Origin of the sequence: Bacteroides sp. 43_46, from assembly GCF_001915455.1 — a bacterium.
Lineage (GTDB): Bacteria > Bacteroidota > Bacteroidia > Bacteroidales > Bacteroidaceae > Bacteroides > Bacteroides caccae.
The window spans coordinates 32,166-54,812 of record NZ_MNQN01000016.1 but is presented as its reverse complement, the minus strand read 5'-3'; the positions used below and the strand labels follow the sequence as shown (position 1 = coordinate 54,812).

Annotated in this window: 21 protein-coding genes; 16 read left to right on the top strand and 5 right to left on the bottom strand. The window is 39.0% G+C overall.

Translation table 11 applies throughout. The features are described 5' to 3' along the window. Positions 1-64: 64 nt before the first annotated feature. From BHV72_RS01240 to BHV72_RS01225, 4 genes are all read left to right on the top strand, one after another. Complete coding sequence (locus BHV72_RS01240; RefSeq protein WP_286853636.1) at positions 65-1,390, top strand: MFS transporter; 1,326 nt, start codon at positions 65-67, stop codon at positions 1,388-1,390. Between the two features lie 22 nt (positions 1,391-1,412). Further along, entirely contained in the window at positions 1,413-2,381 is a 969-nt protein-coding gene (locus tag BHV72_RS01235; protein WP_005681191.1) for a 1,4-beta-mannosyl-N-acetylglucosamine phosphorylase, read from the top strand. A gap of 6 nt (positions 2,382-2,387) precedes the next feature. Continuing rightward, positions 2,388-4,655, top strand: a complete 2,268-nt coding sequence (locus tag BHV72_RS01230) for a GH92 family glycosyl hydrolase (RefSeq protein ID WP_122264404.1) — start codon at positions 2,388-2,390, stop codon at positions 4,653-4,655. 321 nt (positions 4,656-4,976) lie between these two features. Next, positions 4,977-5,768 (top strand): patatin-like phospholipase family protein, encoded by a 792-nt coding sequence (locus tag BHV72_RS01225; protein WP_122264405.1) that lies wholly within the window; start codon positions 4,977-4,979, stop codon positions 5,766-5,768. A gap of 2 nt (positions 5,769-5,770) precedes the next feature. Here BHV72_RS01225 and BHV72_RS01220 read toward each other — a convergent pair whose 3' ends face one another. Next, on the bottom strand, positions 5,771-6,658 hold the full coding sequence (locus BHV72_RS01220; RefSeq protein ID WP_022043078.1) for an SDR family NAD(P)-dependent oxidoreductase: 888 nt from the start codon (positions 6,656-6,658) through the stop codon (positions 5,771-5,773). Then, positions 6,640-6,846 carry a glycoside hydrolase N-terminal domain-containing protein gene (locus BHV72_RS19615; RefSeq protein WP_502691042.1) on the bottom strand — a complete coding sequence of 69 codons (207 nt, stop codon included), beginning with the start codon at positions 6,844-6,846 and terminating at the stop codon, positions 6,640-6,642. Before BHV72_RS19615 ends, BHV72_RS01220 begins: the two co-directional genes overlap by 19 nt. A 320-nt stretch (positions 6,847-7,166) precedes the next feature. Between BHV72_RS19615 and BHV72_RS01210 the strand changes: the two genes are divergently transcribed. The 5 genes from BHV72_RS01210 (at position 7,167) to BHV72_RS01190 (ending at position 11,166) form a co-directional block, all read left to right on the top strand. Beyond that, positions 7,167-7,958: a head GIN domain-containing protein gene (locus BHV72_RS01210; RefSeq protein ID WP_195414733.1), complete on the top strand. Its 792-nt coding sequence runs from the start codon at positions 7,167-7,169 to the stop codon at positions 7,956-7,958. A gap of 350 nt (positions 7,959-8,308) precedes the next feature. Continuing rightward, positions 8,309-9,769, top strand: coding sequence for a hybrid sensor histidine kinase/response regulator (locus BHV72_RS01205; protein WP_286853630.1), 1,461 nt, complete (start codon positions 8,309-8,311; stop codon positions 9,767-9,769). Beyond that, positions 9,729-10,031 carry a helix-turn-helix domain-containing protein gene (locus tag BHV72_RS01200; protein WP_286853628.1) on the top strand — a complete coding sequence of 101 codons (303 nt, stop codon included), beginning with the start codon at positions 9,729-9,731 and terminating at the stop codon, positions 10,029-10,031. Before BHV72_RS01205 ends, BHV72_RS01200 begins: the two co-directional genes overlap by 41 nt. A 54-nt stretch (positions 10,032-10,085) precedes the next feature. Next, positions 10,086-10,214, top strand: a complete 129-nt coding sequence (locus BHV72_RS01195; protein WP_255387405.1) for a hypothetical protein — start codon at positions 10,086-10,088, stop codon at positions 10,212-10,214. A gap of 196 nt (positions 10,215-10,410) precedes the next feature. Continuing rightward, complete coding sequence (locus BHV72_RS01190; protein ID WP_005675743.1) at positions 10,411-11,166, top strand: creatininase family protein; 756 nt, start codon at positions 10,411-10,413, stop codon at positions 11,164-11,166. 603 nt (positions 11,167-11,769) lie between these two features. Here BHV72_RS01190 and BHV72_RS01185 read toward each other — a convergent pair. After that, on the bottom strand, positions 11,770-12,303 hold the full coding sequence (locus tag BHV72_RS01185; RefSeq protein WP_005675745.1) for a GNAT family N-acetyltransferase: 534 nt from the start codon (positions 12,301-12,303) through the stop codon (positions 11,770-11,772). 176 nt (positions 12,304-12,479) lie between these two features. On the opposite strand from BHV72_RS01185, the gene BHV72_RS01180 reads away from it, so the two are divergent. The 5 genes from BHV72_RS01180 (at position 12,480) to BHV72_RS01160 (ending at position 16,485) form a co-directional block, all read left to right on the top strand. Further along, positions 12,480-14,003, top strand: a complete 1,524-nt coding sequence (locus tag BHV72_RS01180; protein WP_032838144.1) for a TlpA family protein disulfide reductase — start codon at positions 12,480-12,482, stop codon at positions 14,001-14,003. 206 nt (positions 14,004-14,209) lie between these two features. After that, positions 14,210-14,380 carry a hypothetical protein gene (locus BHV72_RS01175; protein WP_153816366.1) on the top strand — a complete coding sequence of 57 codons (171 nt, stop codon included), beginning with the start codon at positions 14,210-14,212 and terminating at the stop codon, positions 14,378-14,380. 108 nt (positions 14,381-14,488) lie between these two features. Next, entirely contained in the window at positions 14,489-15,256 is a 768-nt protein-coding gene (locus tag BHV72_RS01170; RefSeq protein WP_005675757.1) for a threonine/serine exporter family protein, read from the top strand. 1 nt (position 15,257) lies between these two features. Next, entirely contained in the window at positions 15,258-15,743 is a 486-nt protein-coding gene (locus tag BHV72_RS01165) for a threonine/serine exporter family protein (protein WP_005675758.1), read from the top strand. A gap of 13 nt (positions 15,744-15,756) precedes the next feature. Further along, the gene (locus tag BHV72_RS01160) at positions 15,757-16,485 is read left to right on the top strand and encodes a DUF6064 family protein (protein ID WP_005675759.1); all 729 of its coding nucleotides are present in this window, start codon (positions 15,757-15,759) and stop codon (positions 16,483-16,485) included. An 89-nt stretch (positions 16,486-16,574) separates the two neighbouring features. Here BHV72_RS01160 and kdsR read toward each other — a convergent pair whose 3' ends face one another. Together kdsR and BHV72_RS01150 are read right to left on the bottom strand one after the other, a co-directional pair. Continuing rightward, a complete protein-coding gene (gene kdsR, locus BHV72_RS01155; protein WP_274666274.1) occupies positions 16,575-17,384 on the bottom strand; it encodes a 3-ketodihydrosphingosine reductase in 810 nt (269 codons plus the stop codon). Between the two features lie 32 nt (positions 17,385-17,416). Continuing rightward, a complete protein-coding gene (locus tag BHV72_RS01150) occupies positions 17,417-18,037 on the bottom strand; it encodes an HAD family hydrolase (RefSeq protein WP_122295402.1) in 621 nt (206 codons plus the stop codon). Positions 18,038-18,281: 244 nt separating this feature from the next. Between BHV72_RS01150 and BHV72_RS01145 the strand changes: the two genes are divergently transcribed. Next, positions 18,282-19,370, top strand: coding sequence for a hypothetical protein (locus BHV72_RS01145; protein WP_005675762.1), 1,089 nt, complete (start codon positions 18,282-18,284; stop codon positions 19,368-19,370). A gap of 141 nt (positions 19,371-19,511) precedes the next feature. After that, entirely contained in the window at positions 19,512-22,646 is a 3,135-nt protein-coding gene (locus BHV72_RS01140; RefSeq protein ID WP_286853620.1) for a glycosyltransferase family 117 protein, read from the top strand. Position 22,647 lies beyond the last annotated feature (1 nt).

Sequence of the window (22,647 nt, the reverse complement as noted above, 5' to 3'; positions counted from 1 at the left end):
TTCCTCTTTTAGTTGTATTATATATAAATGGATTAGATTTTTTTTCATCTATATACTATGATTTATGCAGCAGAATAAAACAGTTTCTCAACAGAAAACTATCAACCCGGTTTACTGGGTGCCTACCGCTTACTTTGCAATGGGGATTCCCTTTATTGCTATTAATCTGGTTTCTGTATTTATGTTCAAGGATTTAGGGATTTCAGATACGCAAATAGCATTTTGGACTTCTCTTATTATGATGCCTTGGACACTGAAATTCCTGTGGAGTCCTTTTCTTGAGATGTATCGGACGAAAAAGTTTTTCGTATTAGTGACAGAGTTGTTGAGTGGGGTATTATTTGGGATAGTGGCTTTTTCTTTATTTTTCGATTACTTTTTTGCTATTAGCATTTCTACAATGGCTGTTATTGCTTTTAGTGGGGCTACCCATGACATAGCTTGTGACGGTGTATATATGGCTGAACTGAATAAAGAAGAACAGGCAAAATATATTGGAGTGCAAGGTGCATTTTATAATGTTGCTAAGTTGGTAGCTAACGGAGGATTAGTTGCTATGGCGGGAGCACTGGCAGAATACTTTGGGGCAATAGAAGGGGCTTCTTTAGAAGCAAATAAAGGAGCATATTCTTATGCATGGATGATTATTTTTGCTGTGATTGCGGCAATAATGGTATTAATAGGTCTCTATCATATAAGGATGTTGCCGTCTAATCAGATACCGTCTACAACAAAAAAGACGACCTCAGAAGTAGGGCGGGAGTTAGTAGCGGTAATTGCTAATTTCTTTACTAAAAAGCATATTTTTTACTATATCTGCTTTATTATATTATATCGTTTGGCGGAAGGATTTATTATGAAGATAGCTCCACTTTTCTTACGTGCTTCAAGAGAAGTTGGCGGATTGGGATTGTCTTTAAAAGAGATAGGTACGTTAAATGGAGTTTTTGGTTCGGCAGCTTTTGTGCTCGGCTCTTTGCTGGCAGGTATCTATGTCTCTAAGTTCGGGTTAAAACGGACACTTTTTACACTTTGTTGTATTTTTAATCTTCCGTTTGTGGCCTATACTTTTCTGGCTGTAACTCAACCAACCAATGTTTATCTGATAGGAACCTGTATTACTATGGAATATTTTGGTTATGGTTTTGGCTTTGTCGGTTTGACACTGTTTATGATGCAACAGATAGCTCCGGGGAAACATCAAATGTCGCATTATGCATTTGCATCCGGAATTATGAACTTGGGAGTAATGCTTCCGGGCATGGTTAGTGGCTATTTCAGTGATTTATTAGGATATCGGGATTTCTTCATCTATGTTTTGATTGCTACAATTCCGGCTTTTCTGATTACCTATTTTATACCATTCACTTATGATGATTCAAAAAAATAAATAACATAAAAATTTAATGATTATGAGTAAGATTCAAATGCCTTGGGAAGACCGTCCGTCCGGATGTACAGACGTTATGTGGCGCTATTCACAAAATCCGGTTATAGGACGTTATCATATTCCCTCATCTAACAGTATTTTCAACAGTGCGGTCGTACCTTTTAAGGAGGGGTTTGCAGGGGTATTCCGTTGTGATAATAAAGCTGTGCAGATGAATATCTTTACAGGATTCAGCAAAGACGGTATTCATTGGGATATCAGCCATGAACCTATAAAATTCAAGGCCGGTAATACAGAAATGATTGAATCGGAGTATAAATATGACCCTCGTGTCACATGGATTGAAGACCGTTATTGGATAACTTGGTGCAACGGTTACCATGGTCCTACAATCGGTATCGCTTATACTTTTGATTTTGAAGAATTTTTTCAATGTGAGAATGCTTTCTTACCTTTCAATCGTAATGGCGTTCTTTTTCCGCAAAAGATAGGCGGCAAATATGCAATGTTGAGTCGTCCTAGTGATAACGGTCATACTCCGTTTGGTGATATATATATCAGTTTCAGTCCGGATATGAAATATTGGGGAGAGCATCGTTGCGTAATGAAAGTAACTCCATTCCCTGAAAGTGCATGGCAATGCACAAAGATCGGTGCAGGTTCTGTTCCTTTCCTTACAGATGAGGGCTGGTTACTCTTTTATCATGGGGTTATTACTACTTGTAATGGTTTCCGCTATGCGATGGGGGCTGCCATACTTGATAAAAATCATCCGGAAAAGGTACTTTATCGTACTCGCGAATACCTGCTTGGCCCTGCTGCTCCTTATGAACTTCAAGGGGATGTCCCTAATGTGGTATTTCCTTGTGCAGCTTTACAGGACGGTGAACGTGTAGCCGTTTATTATGGTGCGGCGGATACCGTTGTGGGTATGGCTTTCGGATATATTCAGGAGATTATTGATTTTACTAAACGGACAAGTATCATTTAATAAGATATGAAACGTATTCTATTAACTTACACATTAGCTTTCATCCTTCTTCCCGTTTATGGGGGAGAGGGAGGAAGCTCCCCTGCTGAGAAGAAAAGTCTTTTGATAGATTATGTTGATCCTTTTATCGGGACAACAAATTTTGGCACTACCAATCCGGGAGCAATTTGCCCGAACGGGATGATGTCTGTGGTTCCTTTCAATGTAATGGGATCTTCAGAAAATAAATACGATAAAGATGCCCGCTGGTGGTCCACACCTTATGAGCATACCAACTGCTTCTTTACCGGATATGCTCATGTTAATTTAAGTGGAGTCGGATGTCCTGAATTAGGTTCTTTGTTGCTGATGCCTACTACCGGAGAGTTGAATGTAGACTATAAGGAGTATGGAAGTAAGTATAAGGATGAACAGGCTTCACCCGGTTATTATTCCAACTATCTGACAAAGTATAATGTAAAAACAGAGGTTTCGGCTACTCCACGTACAAGTATCGCCCGTTTTACTTTCCCTAAAGGTAAGAGCCATATACTACTAAATCTGGGAGAGGGACTGACAAATGAAAGTGGTGCTATGCTTCGCCGTGTAAGCGATTGCGAAGTTGAGGGAATGAAGCTGCTTGGTACATTCTGTTATAATCCTCAAGCTGTATTTCCTATTTATTTTGTGATGCGGGTAAAGAAAACACCTGTAACAACAGGGTATTGGAAGAAACAGAGACCTATGACTGGTGTAGAGGCAGAATGGGATCCGGACCAGGGAAAATATAAACTTTATACCCGCTATGGAAAAGAGATAGCAGGAGATGATGTTGGTACTTATTTTTCGTTCGATACGGAGGAAGGCGAACAGGTAGAAGTGCAAATGGGCGTTTCGTTTGTCAGTATAGAGAATGCCCGGCTGAATCTGGATCGTGAACAGGAGGGTAGGAACTTTGAACAGATTCATGCAGAGGCTCGGGCAAAATGGAATGACGATTTGTCGAGAATTACTGTAGAAGGAGGTACTGATGCTCAGAAGACTGTTTTCTATACGGCACTATATCATTTGCTGATTCATCCGAATATATTACAGGATGTCAACGGAGAATATCCGGCAATGGAGAGTGATAAGATTATGACGACAAAGGGAGACCGCTATACAGTGTTTTCTCTCTGGGATACCTATCGCAATGTTCATCAGTTGCTGACATTGGTCTATCCGGAACGCCAAATGGAAATGGTACGTACTATGCTTGATATGTATCGGGAACATGGGTGGCTGCCCAAATGGGAATTGTATGGAAGAGAGACATTGACTATGGAAGGTGATCCGAGTATTCCGGTTATCGTAGATACATGGATGAAAGGATTACGTGATTTTGACGTTGATTTGGCTTATGAAGCGATGTATAAGTCGGCTACATTGCCGGGAGCAAAGAATCTGATGCGTCCGGATAATGATGATTATATGTCCAAAGGCTATGTACCGCTTCGTGAGCAGTATGATAACTCGGTATCTCATGCATTGGAATATTATATTGCAGATTTTGCGTTGTCTCGCTTTGCGGAAGCTTTGGGAAAGAAAAAGGATGCGGAAATGTTTTATAAACGTTCTTTAGGTTATAAGCATTATTATAGCAAAGAGTTCGGTACTTTCCGTCCGATTCTTCCTGACGGCACTTTTTACAGTCCGTTTAATCCCAGACAAGGGGAGAATTTTGAACCGAATCCCGGTTTCCATGAAGGTAGTGCATGGAATTATTCATTCTATGTGCCACATGATGTTTATGGACTTGCCAAGTTAATGGGAGGAAAGAACCCCTTTATCAAAAAACTGCAAATGGTTTTTGACGAAGGTCTTTATGACCCGGCCAATGAACCGGATATTGCCTATGCTCATTTATTCTCTTATTTTAGAGGAGAGGAATGGCGCACGCAGAAAGAAACACAACGGCTGTTGGATAAGTACTTTACAACGAAGCCGAATGGTATTCCCGGTAATGATGATACAGGGACAATGTCTGCATGGGCTATTTTTAATATGATTGGTTTTTATCCCGATTGTCCCGGATTGCCGGAATATACATTAACGACTCCTGTATTCAATAAAGTGACTATTCGTTTAGATCCGAAATGGTATAAGGAAAAAGAATTAGTGATAGAAAGCAATCGCACTCAACCGGGAACTTTATATATTAACAAGGTGTTATTGAACGGAAAGAAATTCAATCAATACCGTATCACGCATGATGAACTGGTTCATAGTCAACGTATATTATTTGATTTAAAGTAACACACAGTGTTTCATAGGTATCGTTTTTGGGTTGACAGGGCTGTCGGACTTTTCAGGGTTCGGCAGCCCATTTTTTATTACATTTATATTGATTGTTGTTCCCGATAAAAAAGAGTGACGGTATGTGTCGGGTATAGTGTCTCTATATAGCTGGAACAGCGTCACTATGGGTTCGTTGTAGATAACTCCCGGGATAAAAGTGCCTAATCCCTGGGGTAAACAGTGGAATGCTGCAAGGCGAATAGTAATTTGCGATAATTATATGTTTCTAACCGACTTTTTTCTCCGGAATTTGTTTCCTTTGTAGAAAATGGATTTATTATGGGAAAACAGAAAGTAGCATTAGTCCTTTCTATGGGTGGTGCGCGTGGTATTGCACATATTGGAGTCATAGAAGAATTATTACGTCACAATTATGAAATAACTTCTATTGCCGGAAGTTCAATGGGAGCAATGGTGGGAGCGATGTATGCTTCGGGAAAACTGGAAGAATGCAAAGAATGGCTGTATAGCTGGGATAAGCGCAAGATGTGGGAACTGGCAGACCTCACATTAAGTCGGGACGGACTGGTGAAAGGAGATCGCTTCATCAAAGAGTTAAAGGAGATAATCCCCGATATGAACATCGAGGACTTGCCGATTCCTTATGTTGCCATGGCCACCAATATTGTTTGTGATCAGGAGGTGAGATTCGATAGTGGCAGCTTACATGAGGCTATCCGCGCATCCATTTCCATACCAATGCTTTTCCGCCCTTTGCGGAAAGACGGCATGGTATTGATTGACGGGGGGATCTTGAATCCCCTCCCGCTCAATCATGTACATCGCACCGAAGGAGATATTTTGATAGCAGTCGATGTGAATGCACCGGTTGATTGCGGAAAGAGAAAGAAGATGAGTCCTTATAATCTGTTGACAGAATCTTCAAGAATGATGATGCAACAAATTACTCGTTATCAGATAGAACGCTGTCAGCCGGACATATTAATACGGATGTCCGGCAATGCTTATGATATGCTGGAGTTTCATCATGCAGAGTCCATTGTAGAGACGGGGATTGAGATTACTCGAAATGCATTAGATCGCATTGGCGTGACATCCCAAGAAGGATAGACTTATTCCACATAAATCATCTTTTTCGTCATTCCTCCGTCAATGGTTATGTTCTCTCCGTTGATGAAGTCATTGTTTTCCTCGCAAAGAAATAAGCACATACGGGCAATGTCTTCCGGTTTGCCCACTCGCCGGGAAGGGTGTTGTGAATGGTCTTCCGGGCGGAGCTGGTTGTAGTCATGTGTCTGTATCCACCCCGGTGCAATAGAGTTTACCGTAATGTGCCATTCGGATAATGATGAGGCTAATGCATGGGTTAAAGAATAGATACCACCTTTTGAGGCGGCATAACCTTCACTTCCGGGCTCGCTCATCAGATAACGGGTGGAACAGATATTGATAATTCTTCCGTAAGGATTGGGAAAGGAAAGGGCTTTACGATGAATGGCAAGTAATCGTGAAGTGATAAATACAGGACGCAGGTTGACAGAGAGAATCTTGTCGAAATCCTCTATACTTGTTTCCGTGATAGGAGAAAAGTTGCTAATGCCTACATTATTAATAATGATATCAAGATCGCCCCATTCCTTCAGAATTTGCAGGACACAATTCTCCAACGACTCTTTATTGCTTACATCAACCTTGTGGAATATGCTTCCTGTTTCTTTTGCAGTTTGTTGACCGGATGCATCATTCGTATCACAGAAAGCGACCAGGCAATCCGCTTGAGAAAATGCTTCTACGATTGCTTTGCCTATTCCTTCCGCTCCGCCTGTTACGAAAACTCTTCTTTTCCGTCTGTTTGCATCGGAAGGTATCTTGTCAGCTTGTCCCGTTCTCACCTGATGCGTTGTTCCGGTTTTCTTTTTACCATACTTCTGTGCTTGTTTCCAAGCTGCTTTTCTGGCTTCATATTGTTCCTGCTGTCTTTCTATATAATTATCTGCCATAATTTCTTTTTTACTGGCAAATGTAAAATATAAAAAGGATAAATGCAAAGAATCGCCCGCTCCTTTTTGTCCAAACGAGCGGGTGATTCTATTCCATATACCATGGCCCCTAAACGGCCGTTTCCCAATGGTAATGCTTCGGTCCATACTTGTGCCGGGCGATCGTACCAGAGTTTATATTCCTGCACAGGTGGTTACTTTTCTTGTGCATGAATACTACAGGCAATAAGGTGTAGAAATAATTAAAAGTTATCGGGCATAAAAACGAATTTCAATATCCGGCTGAAAAGGACTTACTATGCATAGGTGAAAATACGTTGGAAGTGTAAATACAATAATGTGTACTTATCTATTCATTATAAACAAATAACTAAAATGTATAGTTTAATTATTGGACCATTATTGTTCCGCATTGATCCGGAAGGTTGGCAAAGTTATATTCGTTCTTTTCTTGTAAATTGAAATATACTTCTTATATTTGTCGTTAGAACATTTAACGAAAAAAATTATGAAAAGTTTAAAGGTTACATCTATGTTGGCAGTACTGATGTTCTTGTTTATAACAGGAATGCAGGCACAGACCGTAACTCCCAGTAAGAAGTATATTACAAAGGAGTTGAATAACGTAAGCAATTTTAGCTCAATCAAGGTGCTAGGCAGTACTGATGTTGAATATCGACAGAGTAGTGGCTCTAAAACAGAGATCTCTATATATGGTTCGGACAATTTGGTCGATTTGCTGGAAGTGTCTACTGCGAATGGAGTGTTGCAGGTGAATATCAAGAAGGGGGTTAAGATTCTTAGTGGAGAACGTCGTTTGAAAGTGATTGCTTCTTCTCCTTCATTAGATGAAGTAGATATTAAAGGTTCGGCAGATGTATATCTGAAGGGTACTATTAAAGGTGTTGATTTGACTCTGAACATAACCGGTTCCGGAGATATTGAAGCGGAGAATCTGCAATATACTAATCTTTCTGCTTATATAAAAGGGAGTGGAGATATCGATGTGAAAAATGTGAAGGGCACTACTGTAAAAACGATAGTCAGCGGTTCGGGAGATGTGAATATCAAAGGCACTGCGAAATGGGCTGCATTGACTGTAAACGGCTCCGGTGACATCAGTGCTGATAAGTTGGCGGCTACTGAAGTGATTGCCACTGTTTCAGGTTCCGGCGATATCTCTTGTTATGCTTCTAAACAGTTGGATGCAAAAGTTAGCGGTAGCGGAGATATTGAATATAAAGGAAATCCAACTATTCTAAATAAACAAGGCAGGAAAGATTCTATTTCCAGAAAATAGGAATTCTCGATTATAATAGGATGCGGGTAAATATGCGTGATGTATTGCATATTTGCCCGTTTTTGTTTTGTACCTGTATGCTTTCTATTGATTAATTTCATAGTAAAAATATATATTATTGTATGTAAATCGGATAAAAATGTAGCTTTACATTTACATTTGCTTATATTAGAGTAATAAATGAAAATGTTACCATTTTAGATAGAAAACACCCTTTGTTTTTGTCAGAAACCACCTCGTAAACCGGTATCGAAAAGTTTATACTTGCATCGGATTTTAATACGTCAAAGAATCATCAGACGTGTTTTACTGAAAGTGTAAAATATTAATTAAATTAATCTGATATTAGTATGAATGATTGTTTCCTGAATTTATTATTTAGTTTTCAGCTTTTACTTCCTTTAAAGGAGGGAGCAGATTTTGTGGGCAGTAAACAGACTATTGATGTAATTTTGTCTGATTTGTCTCTGCTTGGATATGTAATTCCCGTAGGGGGACTTGGTATTGGACTATTTATTTGCCTACTTGCCTATCTTGCGGCAGAGTATAATGTCCGGTTTCAATCTCATGAAAAATATAAGATTGCAATGAATATGCTTCATTCGATACATACACCCTTGACATTATTACGAAATCAGTTGGAAGATATTAAAACTGCTAGTCTGTCTGAACCGGTTTCTCTGAAAATAGAGGAAGTCTTGAAATATGCTGAACGTATAATAGACTGTAATCAGAATGTTATGACGCTTGATAAGATTGAAGGTAGTATTAAGCCTAAGACAGCTACTGTCGATTTTGAACTTTCCACTTATATCACTTCCATTGTTAATCAATGTCGGCCATACGCAAACATCCGTCAAGTGAAATTGAAGGTCAACGAATGTTCGGATTGCGTCAGTTGCAGGATAAATGAGAACATAATGACAGCCGCACTTCAGTATCTTTTATACAAGATAATCTTGATAACAAATTCGGGTTGTTGCATATCAATTAGCGTAACGCATACAATGGATGCATGGGAATTACATATCAGCAATAATACCGTAACGGAGAATAAAGCTGAAAGTTTATTTTCCTTTATTTCCGCTCTGTTTCCTGTATATGGATATAGTGGTTTGAGGACTGTCAGAAAAATCATTCGTTTGCATGGAGGGAAAATGATTGGCTACGGACACGGCAAATTCGCCACTTTCAGGATTGTTATCCCGACGGACTGTCATTGCCAGAATCAAGAATGTCCCGTTATAAAATCCTCTCGAATTCATAAGGATGAAAAACAAGATTTGAAAGCAAAGGATGCTCCTCATATCTTATTAGTAATGAAGGATAAACCGTTCAGTGATTATTTGAGAAAGTCTTTGTCGAGATACTATCAGATTTCCATTCTTGAAGATCCTGATTTGATAATACATACTATCATCCGGCAAATTCCTGACACAATCATTATTGATGATAATGTAAACGGCATAAGTGGCGATTCGCTCTGTTTTCAAGTTAAAGCAGATAAAACAATGGGAGAGATACCAGTCGTTCTGCTGATAAGGTCTTTTGATAATGAAAGCTATCTTTCTCATTTAGGATGTGGAGCAGATCGGTTGAAATTGCGTACAGAGAGTATCTGTAAGTTCAGGGCGGATATTTGCATGCTTATTGAGAATCGTATAGCGTTGCGTGAACGAATAAAAAACTTTTTATCTGATGCCATTTTCCCTTTGGTGCCTATGAGGCAGGAAATGGAAAACACAGATTTGTTATTTATGAATAAAGTCAATGAAATATTGGAAAAAGAATCTCTCAACGGAGAAATATAGGATTGATAAACTTTGTGTTGATATAGGGATGAGTCGTACTGCTTTTTACAGTAAGATAAAGGATATTATAGGTATGTCACCGGAAGATTACATCTATTCATTCAAAATGGATAAAGCACTTAAATTGTTGGCTTCCCAACAATTTAATATTTCGGAAATAGCAGGTATGTTGGGATATTGTGATGTCCAATATTTTAGGAAGAAATTTAAGGATTTCTATCATGTATGCCCTACGGATTATATAAAGAGTATTATTGGCTAAAAATCTATTCTCCGGAAATTTCTCACGGTTTCCGTAATTTTGAGATTGCAACACGTGGATAATAAAACGAAGGAAGTAAAAGCAACGGAAGGCAAGGGATATCTGACAATCAAGAGCCGCCGCCAACCCAAAGCGAATATAGGAACCGTAGAGAAAGTCTTAGAAGGTATCTGGCGTCTTTGAATTGACTCTTCCGAAGAAAGAACGGTTACCTATCGCTTGTAATATATTTGTTAATTAGTTAGTGAATTTAGTCCTTGATTAGCTATAGAATCTCCAAACAATTCCTATTTTTGCTTCAAGAAGTATAGTCTGATAAAAAAAGAGAGAAGTGATAGTAAAAATGAAATAGTATAATCATCAGAAATAAATAAGGTATATGAATAGAAAAGTTGATTTATCCATATCTTGTTATGGAGAAGTAAAAGATGGGAGATATGATATTGTAGCGTTACCGTGGGGGGCTACCGAACCTCATAATCTGCATTTGCCCTATATGACGGATTGTATCCTTTCTCATGATGTAGCGGTTTCTGCCGCTTTGATAGCCAAACAGAAATATGGGGTAAATTGTATGGTCATGCCACCTATCGGCATGGGGTCGCAAAATCCGGGACAACGGGAACTTCCGTTTTGTATCCATACGCGTTATGAAACTCAGAAAGCAATACTGACGGATATTGTTTCTTCCCTTTATGTTCAAGGTATCCGGAAATTAGTAATTATCAACGGGCATGGTGGCAATACTTTTAAAAGTATGATTCGTGATTTATCGGTAGACTATCCTGACTTTCTGATTGCATCAAGTGAATGGTATACCGTATTAAAGGTTAAGGACTATTTTGAAAATCCGGGTGACCATGCAGATGAAGTCGAGACATCTGTAATGATGCACTATCATCCCGAACTGGTCAATCTTGAAGAAGCAGGAAGTGGAGAATATAAAACCTTTGCCGTGCAGTCTTTGAATGAAAAAGTAGCATGGATTCCCAGAAACTGGGGAAAAGTATCGAAAGATACCGGGGTAGGTGATCCGCGTGGAGCCTCTGCCGAAAAAGGTAAAAAGTTCGCAGAAGCAGTCGCAGAGAAATATGCAAGGCTCTTTGACGAATTGGTGAACCAGAAACTTTACTGAAGAATAAAATACGAATAGGTGAACAATAGTGATATTATCTCTATTGTTGAGAGGCACTAAATGAGTAATAAGTGAAAAAGAAAATTAGTTGTAAAGGTCGTTTATTGTCTTCAATGTATAGATATATTTGTGTATGTCCCATTGCTGTCTTTTCTACTCTTAAACAGTTTTCTTTTTCTTATACAAGATGCTAATAAACTCATTTTGTGTTTTTAATAAATAATGGAACAGTTTATTATAAACGGGTCTCACGTTTATAATAAATGATATTCAGGGTTATTTAGTAAATGAAACTGAATATATTAAACAAAACGGGGTAAAATCTCTACAGATTTTGCCCCGTTTCTATTCTTACGGACATATATCTATGCCTTCAAAGTCTATCTTTATGTCTTTATTTTTGTATATCTCATTCTTGTTCCAGTTGGTTCTTTCGGACAAATATACAAAATAAAAAGAGCAAAGTCAATAGTTTCTATGTTTACCTTTATTTCTTTTGTTTTACCAATATAATTGCCGGATTGTCTTCTTCATCCACCTTCACCCGTCACGGTTGGTGTGTTAATCGTTTTAAAAGGAATACAAATCTTCCGGATAATGCTTTCATCCTGTTTTGATATGATATAACACGTGTTTGCATAATGGATGGTCAGCAGGAACAAGCGGATGGTCGAACTCTTTCATTCGTGTCATACCTATCTTCTGCATTACACGTTCCGAACGGAGATTCGGCAGGGAAGTAAATGAATACAGTTCTGTAATGTCCGGTTGTTTACGAGTATATTCCAGACAAGCTGTTGCTGCTTCAGGGGCATAGCCATGTCCCCAATACTCATGTGCCAGCCGCCAGCCGATTTCTATACCCGGTGCAAAATCTACATCGAATGTTATCTGATGCAGCCCGGTATAGCCCATAAAAGCATGGTCTTCTTTGCGTTCTACGGCATACAAACCGAAGCCGCAGGTTTGAAATTCCTTTTGGATACGATGATAAAAATTGAGTGATTCTTCCGGAGTTAATGGTTGGAGAAAGTACTCCATGACGTGAGGGTCAGCGTTCATGAGGGCAAAAAGAGGAATGTCTTCCTCTTTCCAATCGCGAAGGATCAATCGGGATGTTTCGATATAAGTTTGCATAAAATTAAAAATAGTAATTCGCAAATATATGAAATAAATAAAAAAGGTGCTGACACCTGACATGATATTTAATCTTAAAAGTCATACAAATAAAGCAGAACAAAGATAATAATCATTATCTTTGTTCTGCTTTATATATTCTGATTACCGAAACGTTATAATACTACTCACACATGATGAAACATCTTTTTTCTTTTCTGATAATAGCTTCTTTGCTGTTATTTGGTTGCCGTTCAAAAACACAAAGTAATTTTCAGCCTGAACTTTCTGAACAAGCGGAGGAAAGCTATTCTTTACCTGAAGAATACGCTGAAGAAGTGATTGTTACAGGCAAGGTGCTGAACCGGGATTTTTATCCTAATGAAAAAGATTTGACTCTTATTATTCCTTTTTTTAGAAAAATGGAGAATCAGTACTGTGCACCTATCCAAAAGGATGGATCATTCTCTTTCCGTTTTCCTATTTTTGCAAAAATAAGGGAGATTTCTATTCGTAATTATGCCGAACATTTGTATGTGCACCCGGGGGATAGTGTATACGTAGAGATTGATTTTAAGGATATGTTTCATCCCAAAGTAACGGGTGATGCTGAAAAATTAAACCAAGAAATATTGGCTTTTACTGAGAATGCTTATTACTATATACAGAATTATAGTATAGGATCTAATTTGAATAATAATGATTTTGAAACAGAACTTAAAAGGGAGTATAATCTTCGTTTGGAACGTAGGCAAGAGTATATACAAAAATATAAGCCGTCAGAAGAAGTTGAATTTCTCACAGAAGAACTATTGAAACAGGATTATTATTACGCTTTGCTACTTTATGCTTCTCACATCCAAGATGAAACTGGTAAGGAGTTGGAGCGCTATCATGCGTTGTTGCCTGAAATTAACGGGCTTTACCATAAAGGCATACTATCAGCACGTTTATTTGATATTGCTGAAAGTGTAGAAAACTATATTTTATTTGGAATGGCTTTGAAAAATAGGAAATATCCGAAGATAGAGGATATGATGTCTCTAATTGGGGAGAACACATTGAATCAGTATTTGTATACAAAGATGATGGCTAATTGTTTGACGGCTAATGATACACTTGCTTTAGCAAAACGACACGCACAGTTTGATTCAATAGTGAAGATGCCGCATTTACGTGCACAGATTACCCAAATATATAATCGGACTAAGTCATATTTGGAAAATCCTCAATCGGTTTCCGATAATTTATTGTATGGGGTATTTCATGAAAATGCAAGTCAAAAAACGTCTATGTCATTTATGGAACCTATTTATGAAATGCTCGAGAAAGATCGCGGAAAAGTGATCTATTTTGATTTTTGGGTTAAGTGGTGTCCTCCTTGTTTAACGGAGATGGAACCGTTGAAGCAGTTACGCAGTAAGTATTCCACAAAAGATTTGGTCATATATTCTATATGTGGCAGCGAACCGAAAGAGGAGTGGGAGGAGTGCCTGGATAAGTATTCATTGAGGAACCGGGGAATTGAATGTATTTATGCAAATGATTTTTTTGGAAAAGAAAATTATCAGAAGATTTGTAACCAATGGAATGTGCATGATATGCCATATTATATCTTGATAAACAGAAAAGGACAGATTATTGATTTTGGTAGTTCGGCACGTCCGAGTAATCCGAATTTGCGATCTAGAATTGAGGAGGCGGTTAAAAATATAAAATAACTTTTTATTTATTTTACTCAGAAGTAGAGGATAGTGAGTACAAAACGGCCGGATTTCCGTCTTTATTTTAGTAAAAATATAGATTGGAATGGAAAGCCGACTGAAACATCGAATATTTGTATTTTCTTTATTGGTATGGACTGTTATATGTCCTTCCGGTACTCAACAAATACATTCGCTTCGCGAACAATTCTTGAATCCGTCCGATGAATCCCGATCCGGTGGAACTTTCACCGGAAGTGAAACAGAAGATTAATGAATTAAAAGAGGCAGGCGTGTTGGTTCCCGTTATTCCATCTAAGGAAGACGATTTATTTTTATTGCTAATCAAAGGATTGATACAGTCTTTCACAGTAGCTTATTTTTTAGCTCTGTGAAAGGCTGTGTTTTTGTTTTCGGATATTTAATGAGAAAATATTCAAGAATAAGGCTTCTGCTATGACTCTTTTTTGTACTTTTGCAGCCGATTTAAAAATACCACATGCATGAAGACAAGCGAATCTTTATTATCAAAAGGAAAATTCATTGCCGAATATTCTGCCCACCTAATGGGAGCCGGAGTACATACTTCGCGGGTTGTCCGTAATTCCAAACGTATCGGTGAGGCTTTCGGGCTAGACGTAAAATTAGGAGTATTTCATAAAAACATCATTCTTACGATTATTGACAAACAAACCAATGAGGCTTGCAACGAGGTTATAGACATTCCTGCACATCCTATTAGTTTTGAACATAACTCGGAATTAAGTGCATTGAGTTGGGAAGCCGTGGACAATCGCCTCTCGTTGGAAGAACTGACGGAAAAATACAGGAAAATAGTTTCCGCTCCGATGATACATCCTCTTTTTGTATTATTGCTGGTAGGATTTGCCAATGCTTCTTTCTGTAAACTGTTCGGAGGGGATTTGATTTCTATGGGCATTGTTTTCTCAGCCACAATTACAGGATTTTACCTGAAACAACAGATGCAGAAAAAGAAAATCAATCATTATATAACATTTATTGTTTCGGCGTTCGTGGCTTCCCTATGTGCATCCACAGCTTTGATATTTGATACGACTTCCGAAATAGCACTGGCAACCAGCGTACTGTATCTCGTTCCGGGGGTGCCTTTGATTAATGGTGTGATTGATGTGGTAGAAGGATATGTCCTGACCGGATTTGCCCGCTTGACGGAGGCGTCCTTGCTGATTGTCAGCATTGCGATCGGCCTTTCCTTTACATTATTAATGGTAAAAAACAGCTTAATTTGATATGGTAGCACTCGATATTCTTTCCGATGGATTTTTTGCAGCAGTGGCGGGTATAGGCTTCGGAGCTATTTCCGACCCACCTTTGCGCGCATTTAAAATGATTGCGATTTTAGCGGCATTAGGACACGCATGTCGTTTTTGCCTGATGACTTATTTAGGGGTAGATATTGCTACCGCTTCTTTATTTGCCGGTTTGGTAATAGGTTTTGGTAGTCTATGGCTGGGAAAAAGGGTCTATTGCCCAATGACGGTACTCTATATTCCGGCATTGCTTCCGATGATTCCGGGCAAGTTTGCCTATAATATGGTATTTTCACTGATTATGTGTTTACAGAATATGAATGACCCGGAGCAACTGGATAAATTCATGGGTATGTTTTTCTCCAATAGCTTGATAGCCAGTACTGTAATATTCATGTTGGCGGTAGGAGCCACATTCCCGATGTTCCTGTTTCCACACCGGGCTTTTTCTTTAACAAGACATTAATTAAACTACTTTTATGGAGATTTTTTGGAGAACAATCGCATATTATAACTCAGCCACCTGGCTTTTGCAGATAGTTATTATTCTTATTGGTATCGTGCTGACAGCATTGCTCATCTGCCGGCCACGTCCGTGTGTGAAAATGGGAATGAAGTTCTACATGATAGGGTTGTATTCATGGATTTCAGTTATCTATTATTATATTTATTGTGAGGAACGCAGCTATAATGGAGTAATGGCTATGTTTTGGGGAGTAATGGCTATTATCTGGATTTGGGATACTATTACGGGATATACAACTTTTGAACGTACACATAAGTATGATATCTTATCGTATATCTTGTTGGCAATGCCTTTTATATACCCACTGGTTTCGTTGGCCCGCGGACTTAGTTTCCCGGAAATGACCTCTCCGGTAATGCCCTGTTCCGTGGTGGTATTTACAATCGGACTACTATTGCTGTTTGCTCATAAAGTGAATATGTTTCTGGTGCTTTTTCTTTGCCACTGGTCATTGATAGGATTATCCAAAACTTATTTCTTCCAGATTCCGGAAGACTTTTTGTTGGCAAGTGCAACCATTCCCGGCTTGTATCTTTTCTTCAGAGAGTATTTCCTGAATAACCTGCATGCCGATACGAAGCCGAAAGCAAAATATATTAATTGGTTATTAATAACTGTCTGTATCGGATTGGCTATATTACTGACTACTACAATGTTTCTGGAATTAGTACCCAAAAACTAATCTGAAACAGAGAGAATAGTTTTTTCTAGAAATAAAAAATCGCTTTTTATAACTATTAAAGTTATAGAAGGCGATTTTCACATACCTGCCTATTGAATGGCATAGAATATTCGAAGAGCATATTGCATGACAACGTCAGGCAGCCATTTCTTACTCTTAGCGAATGTGACTTGTATCCATGGTCCGACTTTCGTACGGAAGGGAGGATTTTTGCGTGCTACTATTTTACAGATTGCATGCCCCAACTTCTTCGGGTGACATCCGTTACGTTCTTCCTTTTCTATAATTTCCAATGATTTCAGGAAACTCTCCTTGTAATCGGTATTTACTCTTGTTGCTTCCGAAATATTCCGGTTATCTGTAAATCCGGTATTGAAATCTCCCGGTTCTACAATACAAACTTTTATATGAAACGGATGAACTTCCAAGGCTAAAGCCTCACTATATCCTTCGACCGCAAATTTAGAAGCGGAATAAAATCCCTGATAGGGGATACCCATTACTCCACCGATAGAACTGATATTGATGATTTTTCCTCTTCGTGCCTTGCGCATATAAGGCAGCACCACTTTGCACATGTTCACTACGCCGAAGAAATTAGTATTCATCTGCCCGGATATTTCATCTTCTGTTGCGAGTTCCAAAGCGCCGCCGATACCCATTCCGGCATTATTAATCAATACGTCAATCCGTCCTTGTTCTGATATAATCTGTCCGACAGCTTCGTGGATAGAAAGAATATTAGTGACATCGGCAACAAGCATTTTTACATTGTTCATGTTTCCGGAAGGCTTTCTACTTGTTCCGTAAACAATGTGCCCCTGTTCAGATAACATTTGCGCTGTGATTTTCCCGAACCCGGAAGATGCTCCGGTGATAAGTATGATTTGTGGTTGCATGTTTTTTCAGAAAGTGATATAACGGCCAATTATTACTCCTCTAATATAGCAGTCAGTTCTGCTCTCCAATCAGTTCCGTTCCGGGGTTGGAAAGTTTCGAATCCCAGCTCTTTGCCCATGTGGATATTTGAAGTTCCGTCATCTACAAATAAAGTTTCGGAAGGAATTATATTACAATCCTTTATCATAAAGTCGAATATTTCCGGTGCAGGTTTTGTATGTCCTACCTGATAAGATAGATACAGCTTGTTACAATAATCATTCAATGGCTTCTTCCTTGAGGAAAATTCGGGGCTACAAGCCCATGACATGACAAAAGGATTGGTATTACTAAGAATATATACATGATAAGACTTCCGTAATTCCAACATATAATCAAGTTTGCGCAAATCTACTTCGTTGAAGAAGCCCAGCCATGCCTGTTTGGTTTCTTCCATAGTAAGCTCTCGTCCGCATAAATCTCCCAGTTGTTTTCTAAATTCATCAGCGCTAAGTTTGCCTTCCTCCAATTCCTGAAATATTCCGGTTTGATGATATTTATCCAACCGACTGTCTGCATCCGTCAATCCCAGTTTGATAAATGCCTGAACGGCTTTATCACGGTCAATGTCTACAATAACTCCACCAAAATCGAATACAATGTTCTTAATCATGATATATTTTTTATTGCTACAAAGATACAGCTTATCTTCCTAATTAACTGCTTGCTGTTCCTTGATATTTATCAAGAAAAGTATAGAAAGCAAATTTAGACGAAAGAATAACAGTTATCAGACGATTAATTTTATACTATATCAAGTTTAGAGTTTACTAAAAGAAGGAAGAAATATTCGCTACTCTAACAATAATCTTATAAATTTGTCGCATATTTGTATGTAGAGATTAAAAATTGAGACTATGAGTAATCTTCGAATTTTATTGTATGTATTTGTCCTCTCTTTGGCCGCATGTCATCCAGAGGGGACTAATGTGAAACAAGGATTAGATAAAGCTGCTCAATTAATGGAGCAAGATCCGGATACGGCATCCATTATTCTTGAAACTATTCAAATGAACCAAATGAATGAGGCGCAACTTGCAGAATACAATTTGCTTTGTACTCAATTCAATGAAGATAAGAATATACCTCATTCTTCTGATCATCAGATTCGTCAGGCCGTGTCTTATTATGAGCAATACGGAAATGAAATTCAGAAGTCAAAAGCCTATTATTATCTGGCATGTGTAGAAAGTGATTTGAATCAGGAGAAAGACGCTGAAACTCATTTCAAAGAAGCAATAAGACTAGCTGCGCAAACAGAAGAATATGAACAAATGACTAAGATTTGCAGGAGATGTAGTCTTTATTATCAGAAATATGGCAACTTTGACGAAGCGCTGGAAATGGAAAGAAAAGCGTATGCCAGCCAATTGATGTTGATTGACAGTAAAGACCGTTCTACCGTGATTCTGTCTTCCGCTTTGGGAGTGTTCGGTGCCATGTCCCTCTTGCTTGGATTGCTATGGAAGAAACATCTGTCTGTACACTCGCAACTGGACACCTTTAAGGAAGAAATGCAGATGAAAGAGGTTGAATCTGACAAATTGGCGATGCAATGTAATTATCTCGAAGAAAAGTATCAATCCCTTCAACAGCATATTTATGAAAATTCTCCAGTTATCTCGAAAGTCCGTCAGTTGAAGGAACGAACTGCTTTGTCTCCCAAAATACCGTCTTTTTCAGAAAGAGACTGGACGGAACTTTTACGACTTCAGGAAAACGTTTATGGCCTTGTATCCAAATTGAAAGAGATAAGTCCGAAACTTACAGAAGAAGATTTGAGGGTATGTGCTTTTTTACGCGAAGGTGTTCAGCCTACTTGTTTTGCAGATTTAATGAAACTGACTGTTGAGACTCTGACCCGGAGAATCTCCAGGATAAAAACGGAGAAATTAATGCTGGCAAACTCTAAAGAATCGTTGGAGGATATTGTGAAATCATTATAGTCTGCATTTGTCTGTGCTTGTTTATGTGACGCTGTTGAATATCAACTGATTATAAGTATAAAGTGTCCGTATTCGTCCGATAAGAATCTTCTCTTTTATATGCTTGTTCTATAACTTTGCAAACAAAAAAGTTACAGAGCAATGAATAACTTATTATTTAAAAAATGGAATGATTTTAGTGGGTGGATTGTTTTTCTAATAGCAGCTTTTGTATATGGAATGACGATTGAACCTACTGCTAGTTTTTGGGATTGTCCCGAATTTATTTCGTGTGCCGAAAAGTTACAAGTAGGGCATCCACCGGGTGCACCTTTCTATATGCTCGTAGGAAACCTGTTTACCCAGTTTGCTTCCGAGGCATCGCAAGTGTCTTGGCTGGTGAATTTTCTGAATGCGTTGTTGAGTGCCGGTTGCATCCTGTTTCTTTTTTGGAGCATCACCCGGTTAGTAAGATCCCTGATAGTAAATGAAGAGCAGAATTTATCAACGATAGATGTTATCGTCATTCTGGGGTCGGGATTTGTCGGAGCCTTGGCATATACATTCAGTGATACATTTTGGTTCAGTGCGGTAGAAGGTGAAGTTTATGCTTTCTCTTCTTTTCTTACGGCATTGGTCTTCTGGATGATTCTTCGCTGGCAAGATGAATCGGATTCGGTATATGGTGACCGTTGGATTATCCTGATAGCTTATATTATTGGACTGTCAATTGGAGTGCATTTGCTTAATCTGCTCTGCATCCCGGCCATTGTGCTGGTTTTCTATTATCAGAAGTATCATGCAATATCGTTTAAAGGAGTAGCTGCTGCAATTGTCATATCGGGTCTTCTTATCGTATTTATCCTTTTTGTTTATATTCCTGGCATAGCTGATATGGGAGGGTGGTTCGAGCTGCTCTTTGTCAATGTGTTCGGACTTCCTTTCCATACGGGGCTGATCGTCTTTTTAACTTTAACATTTCTCGTACTGGTCGGAGCCATTTATCGTTTCCGAAAACGTATGTTGCATACTTCTTTATGTTGCTTGCTTATGCTCACCGTAGGCTATACCACCTATGCGGTGATACTGATTCGTGCCAACGCTAATACTCCGCTTAATGAGAATGCGCCGGACAACATTTTTACACTTAAAAGTTATCTGAATCGCGAGCAGTATGAAAGTGCTCCTCTGCTTTATGGAAAAACTTATGCATCCGATCCGGAATATGTGCCTGAAGGTGACTATTACAGAGTAAAAACGACAAAGGGAAGTGCTGTATATCGTCCGGATAAGGAAAAAGGTAAATATAAAATAATCCGGTATAAAGAAGATGTGTGCTATACTCAGAATATGTTGTTTTCCCGAATGTGGAATGAGCGAATGGCTGCTTCATACAAAAACTGGACGGGAGGAAGCGAAGCGGCTCCCACGCAAAAAGAAAACCTCACTTATTTCATTACCTATCAGCTCAATTATATGTATTGGCGCTATTTCTTATGGAACTTTGTAGGACGGCAGAACGATGTGCAAGGGAGTGGCGAACCGGAACATGGGAACTGGATAACGGGAATTTCCTGGTTAGATAATTTAAGATTAGGTGACCAAAGTTTGTTACCGGAATCTTTACGTCAGAACAAAGGGCACAATGTGTTTTACGGACTGCCGCTATTATTAGGACTGTTCGGAATCTATTGGCAATGGAACCGCAGTAAGAAAGGCAAACAGCAGTTTAGTGTACTGTTCTTCCTTTTCTTTATGATGGGACTGGCTATTGTGCTTTATCTGAATCAAACTCCCGGTCAGCCGCGTGAACGGGATTACGCATACGCCGGTTCGTTCTATGCTTTTGCTATCTGGATAGGGATAGGAGCGGCAGGATTATGTGATATGCTTCGCCGGAAAACAACTTCGACGGTGCAAGTCAGTGTGTTAATGACAATCTGTTTATTGATTCCGGTGCAAATGGCGAGCCAGACCTGGGATGACCATGACCGGAGCGCCCGTTTTACTTGTCGCGACTTTGGGGCTAACTATCTGATGACTCTTCCCGATGAAGGAAATCCGATTATTTTTTGTAACGGAGATAACGATACGTTCCCGCTATGGTATAATCAGGATACGGAAGAAGTACGCAGAGATGCACGTGTTTGTAACCTAAGTTATGCGCAGACCGATTGGTATATTTATCAACAGCAATGCCCGTTGTATAATGCTCCCGGACTGCCTATAAGCTGGAATAAAAATCAATATCAGGAAGGAACCAACGAATATGTGGCCGTACGTCCGGAACTGAAAAAACAAATTGAGGAACTGTACCGGAAGCACCCGGAGGAAGCCCGTGACAGCTTCGGAGAAGACCCGTTTGAGGTAAAAAATATCTTGAAATATTGGGTATTCTCAGAGAAACCGGAGTTTCACGTAATTCCTACGGATACGATAAATATCCACATTGATAAGGACGCGCTGCTCCGTTCGGGAATCATGCTCCCCAAAACAATACGACATTTGAAAGGGGAGGACTTGAAGGATGCCATACCGGACAAACTGTATATTTCTTTAACGGATATACGTATGTTGACTAAAGTCGATTTACTCATGCTGGAAATGCTTGCCAACTGTAATTGGGAACGTCCGCTTTATCTTGCAATTTCCGTAGGAAGTGTCAGTAAGCTGAAGTTTGACAATTACTTTGTACAGGAAGGATTAGCATTCCGCTTTACACCTTTTGACTATAAGAAGTGGGGAGATGTCGGTGAAAACAGACTTTATGCAGTAGATGTGGAAAGGCTTTATGACAACGTTATGAATAGATATAAATATGGCGGACTGGATACTCCGGGGCTCTATCTGGATGAAACAACACTACGCACGTGTTGGTATCATCGCAGGCTTTTTGCGCAACTTGCCAAAGAACTGATAGCGCAAGGAGATAATGAGCGTGCAAAGAAAGTACTCGCTTATGCGGAACAGGTTATTCCGGGATATAATGTTCCCGAAACACATGAAAGCGGTTCTTATGATATAGCAACGGCCTATGCTGCTTTGGGTGAAAAAACGAAAGCAGTGACTCTGGCTGTACATTTGATAGCTGAAGCGGAAGATTATATTAACTGGGCTTTTTCATTAAAAGGAAACCGTATAGAAATGGTTCGCAATGATTGTATCTATAAATTCTGGCAATGGAACCAATATAATGAACTCTTGAAGAAGATAGACGGAGAAAAATATAAAGAGAGCAACCGGCGGTTTGAGGAAAAATATGCGCTATTCGCTCCAACTATGAATTACAAAAACTAAA

What these genes read in the sequence shown, in the direction of transcription:
- BHV72_RS01170 (WP_005675757.1), top strand. Translation starts at nt 14,489, where the DNA reads ATGAAGACAAGCGAATCTTTATTATCAAAAGGAAAATTCATTGCCGAA.
- BHV72_RS01185 (WP_005675745.1), bottom strand. Translation starts at nt 12,303, where the DNA reads ATGCAAACTTATATCGAAACATCCCGATTGATCCTTCGCGATTGGAAA.
- BHV72_RS01145 (WP_005675762.1), top strand. Translation starts at nt 18,282, where the DNA reads ATGAGTAATCTTCGAATTTTATTGTATGTATTTGTCCTCTCTTTGGCC.
- BHV72_RS01220 (WP_022043078.1), bottom strand. Translation starts at nt 6,658, where the DNA reads ATGGCAGATAATTATATAGAAAGACAGCAGGAACAATATGAAGCCAGA.
- BHV72_RS01225 (WP_122264405.1), top strand. Translation starts at nt 4,977, where the DNA reads ATGGGAAAACAGAAAGTAGCATTAGTCCTTTCTATGGGTGGTGCGCGT.
- BHV72_RS01210 (WP_195414733.1), top strand. Translation starts at nt 7,167, where the DNA reads ATGAAAAGTTTAAAGGTTACATCTATGTTGGCAGTACTGATGTTCTTG.
- BHV72_RS01180 (WP_032838144.1), top strand. Translation starts at nt 12,480, where the DNA reads ATGAAACATCTTTTTTCTTTTCTGATAATAGCTTCTTTGCTGTTATTT.
- kdsR (WP_274666274.1), bottom strand. Translation starts at nt 17,384, where the DNA reads ATGCAACCACAAATCATACTTATCACCGGAGCATCTTCCGGGTTCGGG.
- BHV72_RS01150 (WP_122295402.1), bottom strand. Translation starts at nt 18,037, where the DNA reads ATGATTAAGAACATTGTATTCGATTTTGGTGGAGTTATTGTAGACATT.
- BHV72_RS01205 (WP_286853630.1), top strand. Translation starts at nt 8,309, where the DNA reads ATGAATGATTGTTTCCTGAATTTATTATTTAGTTTTCAGCTTTTACTT.
- BHV72_RS01190 (WP_005675743.1), top strand. Translation starts at nt 10,411, where the DNA reads ATGAATAGAAAAGTTGATTTATCCATATCTTGTTATGGAGAAGTAAAA.
- BHV72_RS01235 (WP_005681191.1), top strand. Translation starts at nt 1,413, where the DNA reads ATGAGTAAGATTCAAATGCCTTGGGAAGACCGTCCGTCCGGATGTACA.
- BHV72_RS01160 (WP_005675759.1), top strand. Translation starts at nt 15,757, where the DNA reads ATGGAGATTTTTTGGAGAACAATCGCATATTATAACTCAGCCACCTGG.
- BHV72_RS01175 (WP_153816366.1), top strand. Translation starts at nt 14,210, where the DNA reads ATGAATCCCGATCCGGTGGAACTTTCACCGGAAGTGAAACAGAAGATT.
- BHV72_RS01140 (WP_286853620.1), top strand. Translation starts at nt 19,512, where the DNA reads ATGAATAACTTATTATTTAAAAAATGGAATGATTTTAGTGGGTGGATT.
- BHV72_RS01230 (WP_122264404.1), top strand. Translation starts at nt 2,388, where the DNA reads ATGAAACGTATTCTATTAACTTACACATTAGCTTTCATCCTTCTTCCC.
- BHV72_RS01165 (WP_005675758.1), top strand. Translation starts at nt 15,258, where the DNA reads ATGGTAGCACTCGATATTCTTTCCGATGGATTTTTTGCAGCAGTGGCG.
- BHV72_RS01200 (WP_286853628.1), top strand. Translation starts at nt 9,729, where the DNA reads ATGAAATATTGGAAAAAGAATCTCTCAACGGAGAAATATAGGATTGAT.
- BHV72_RS01240 (WP_286853636.1), top strand. Translation starts at nt 65, where the DNA reads ATGCAGCAGAATAAAACAGTTTCTCAACAGAAAACTATCAACCCGGTT.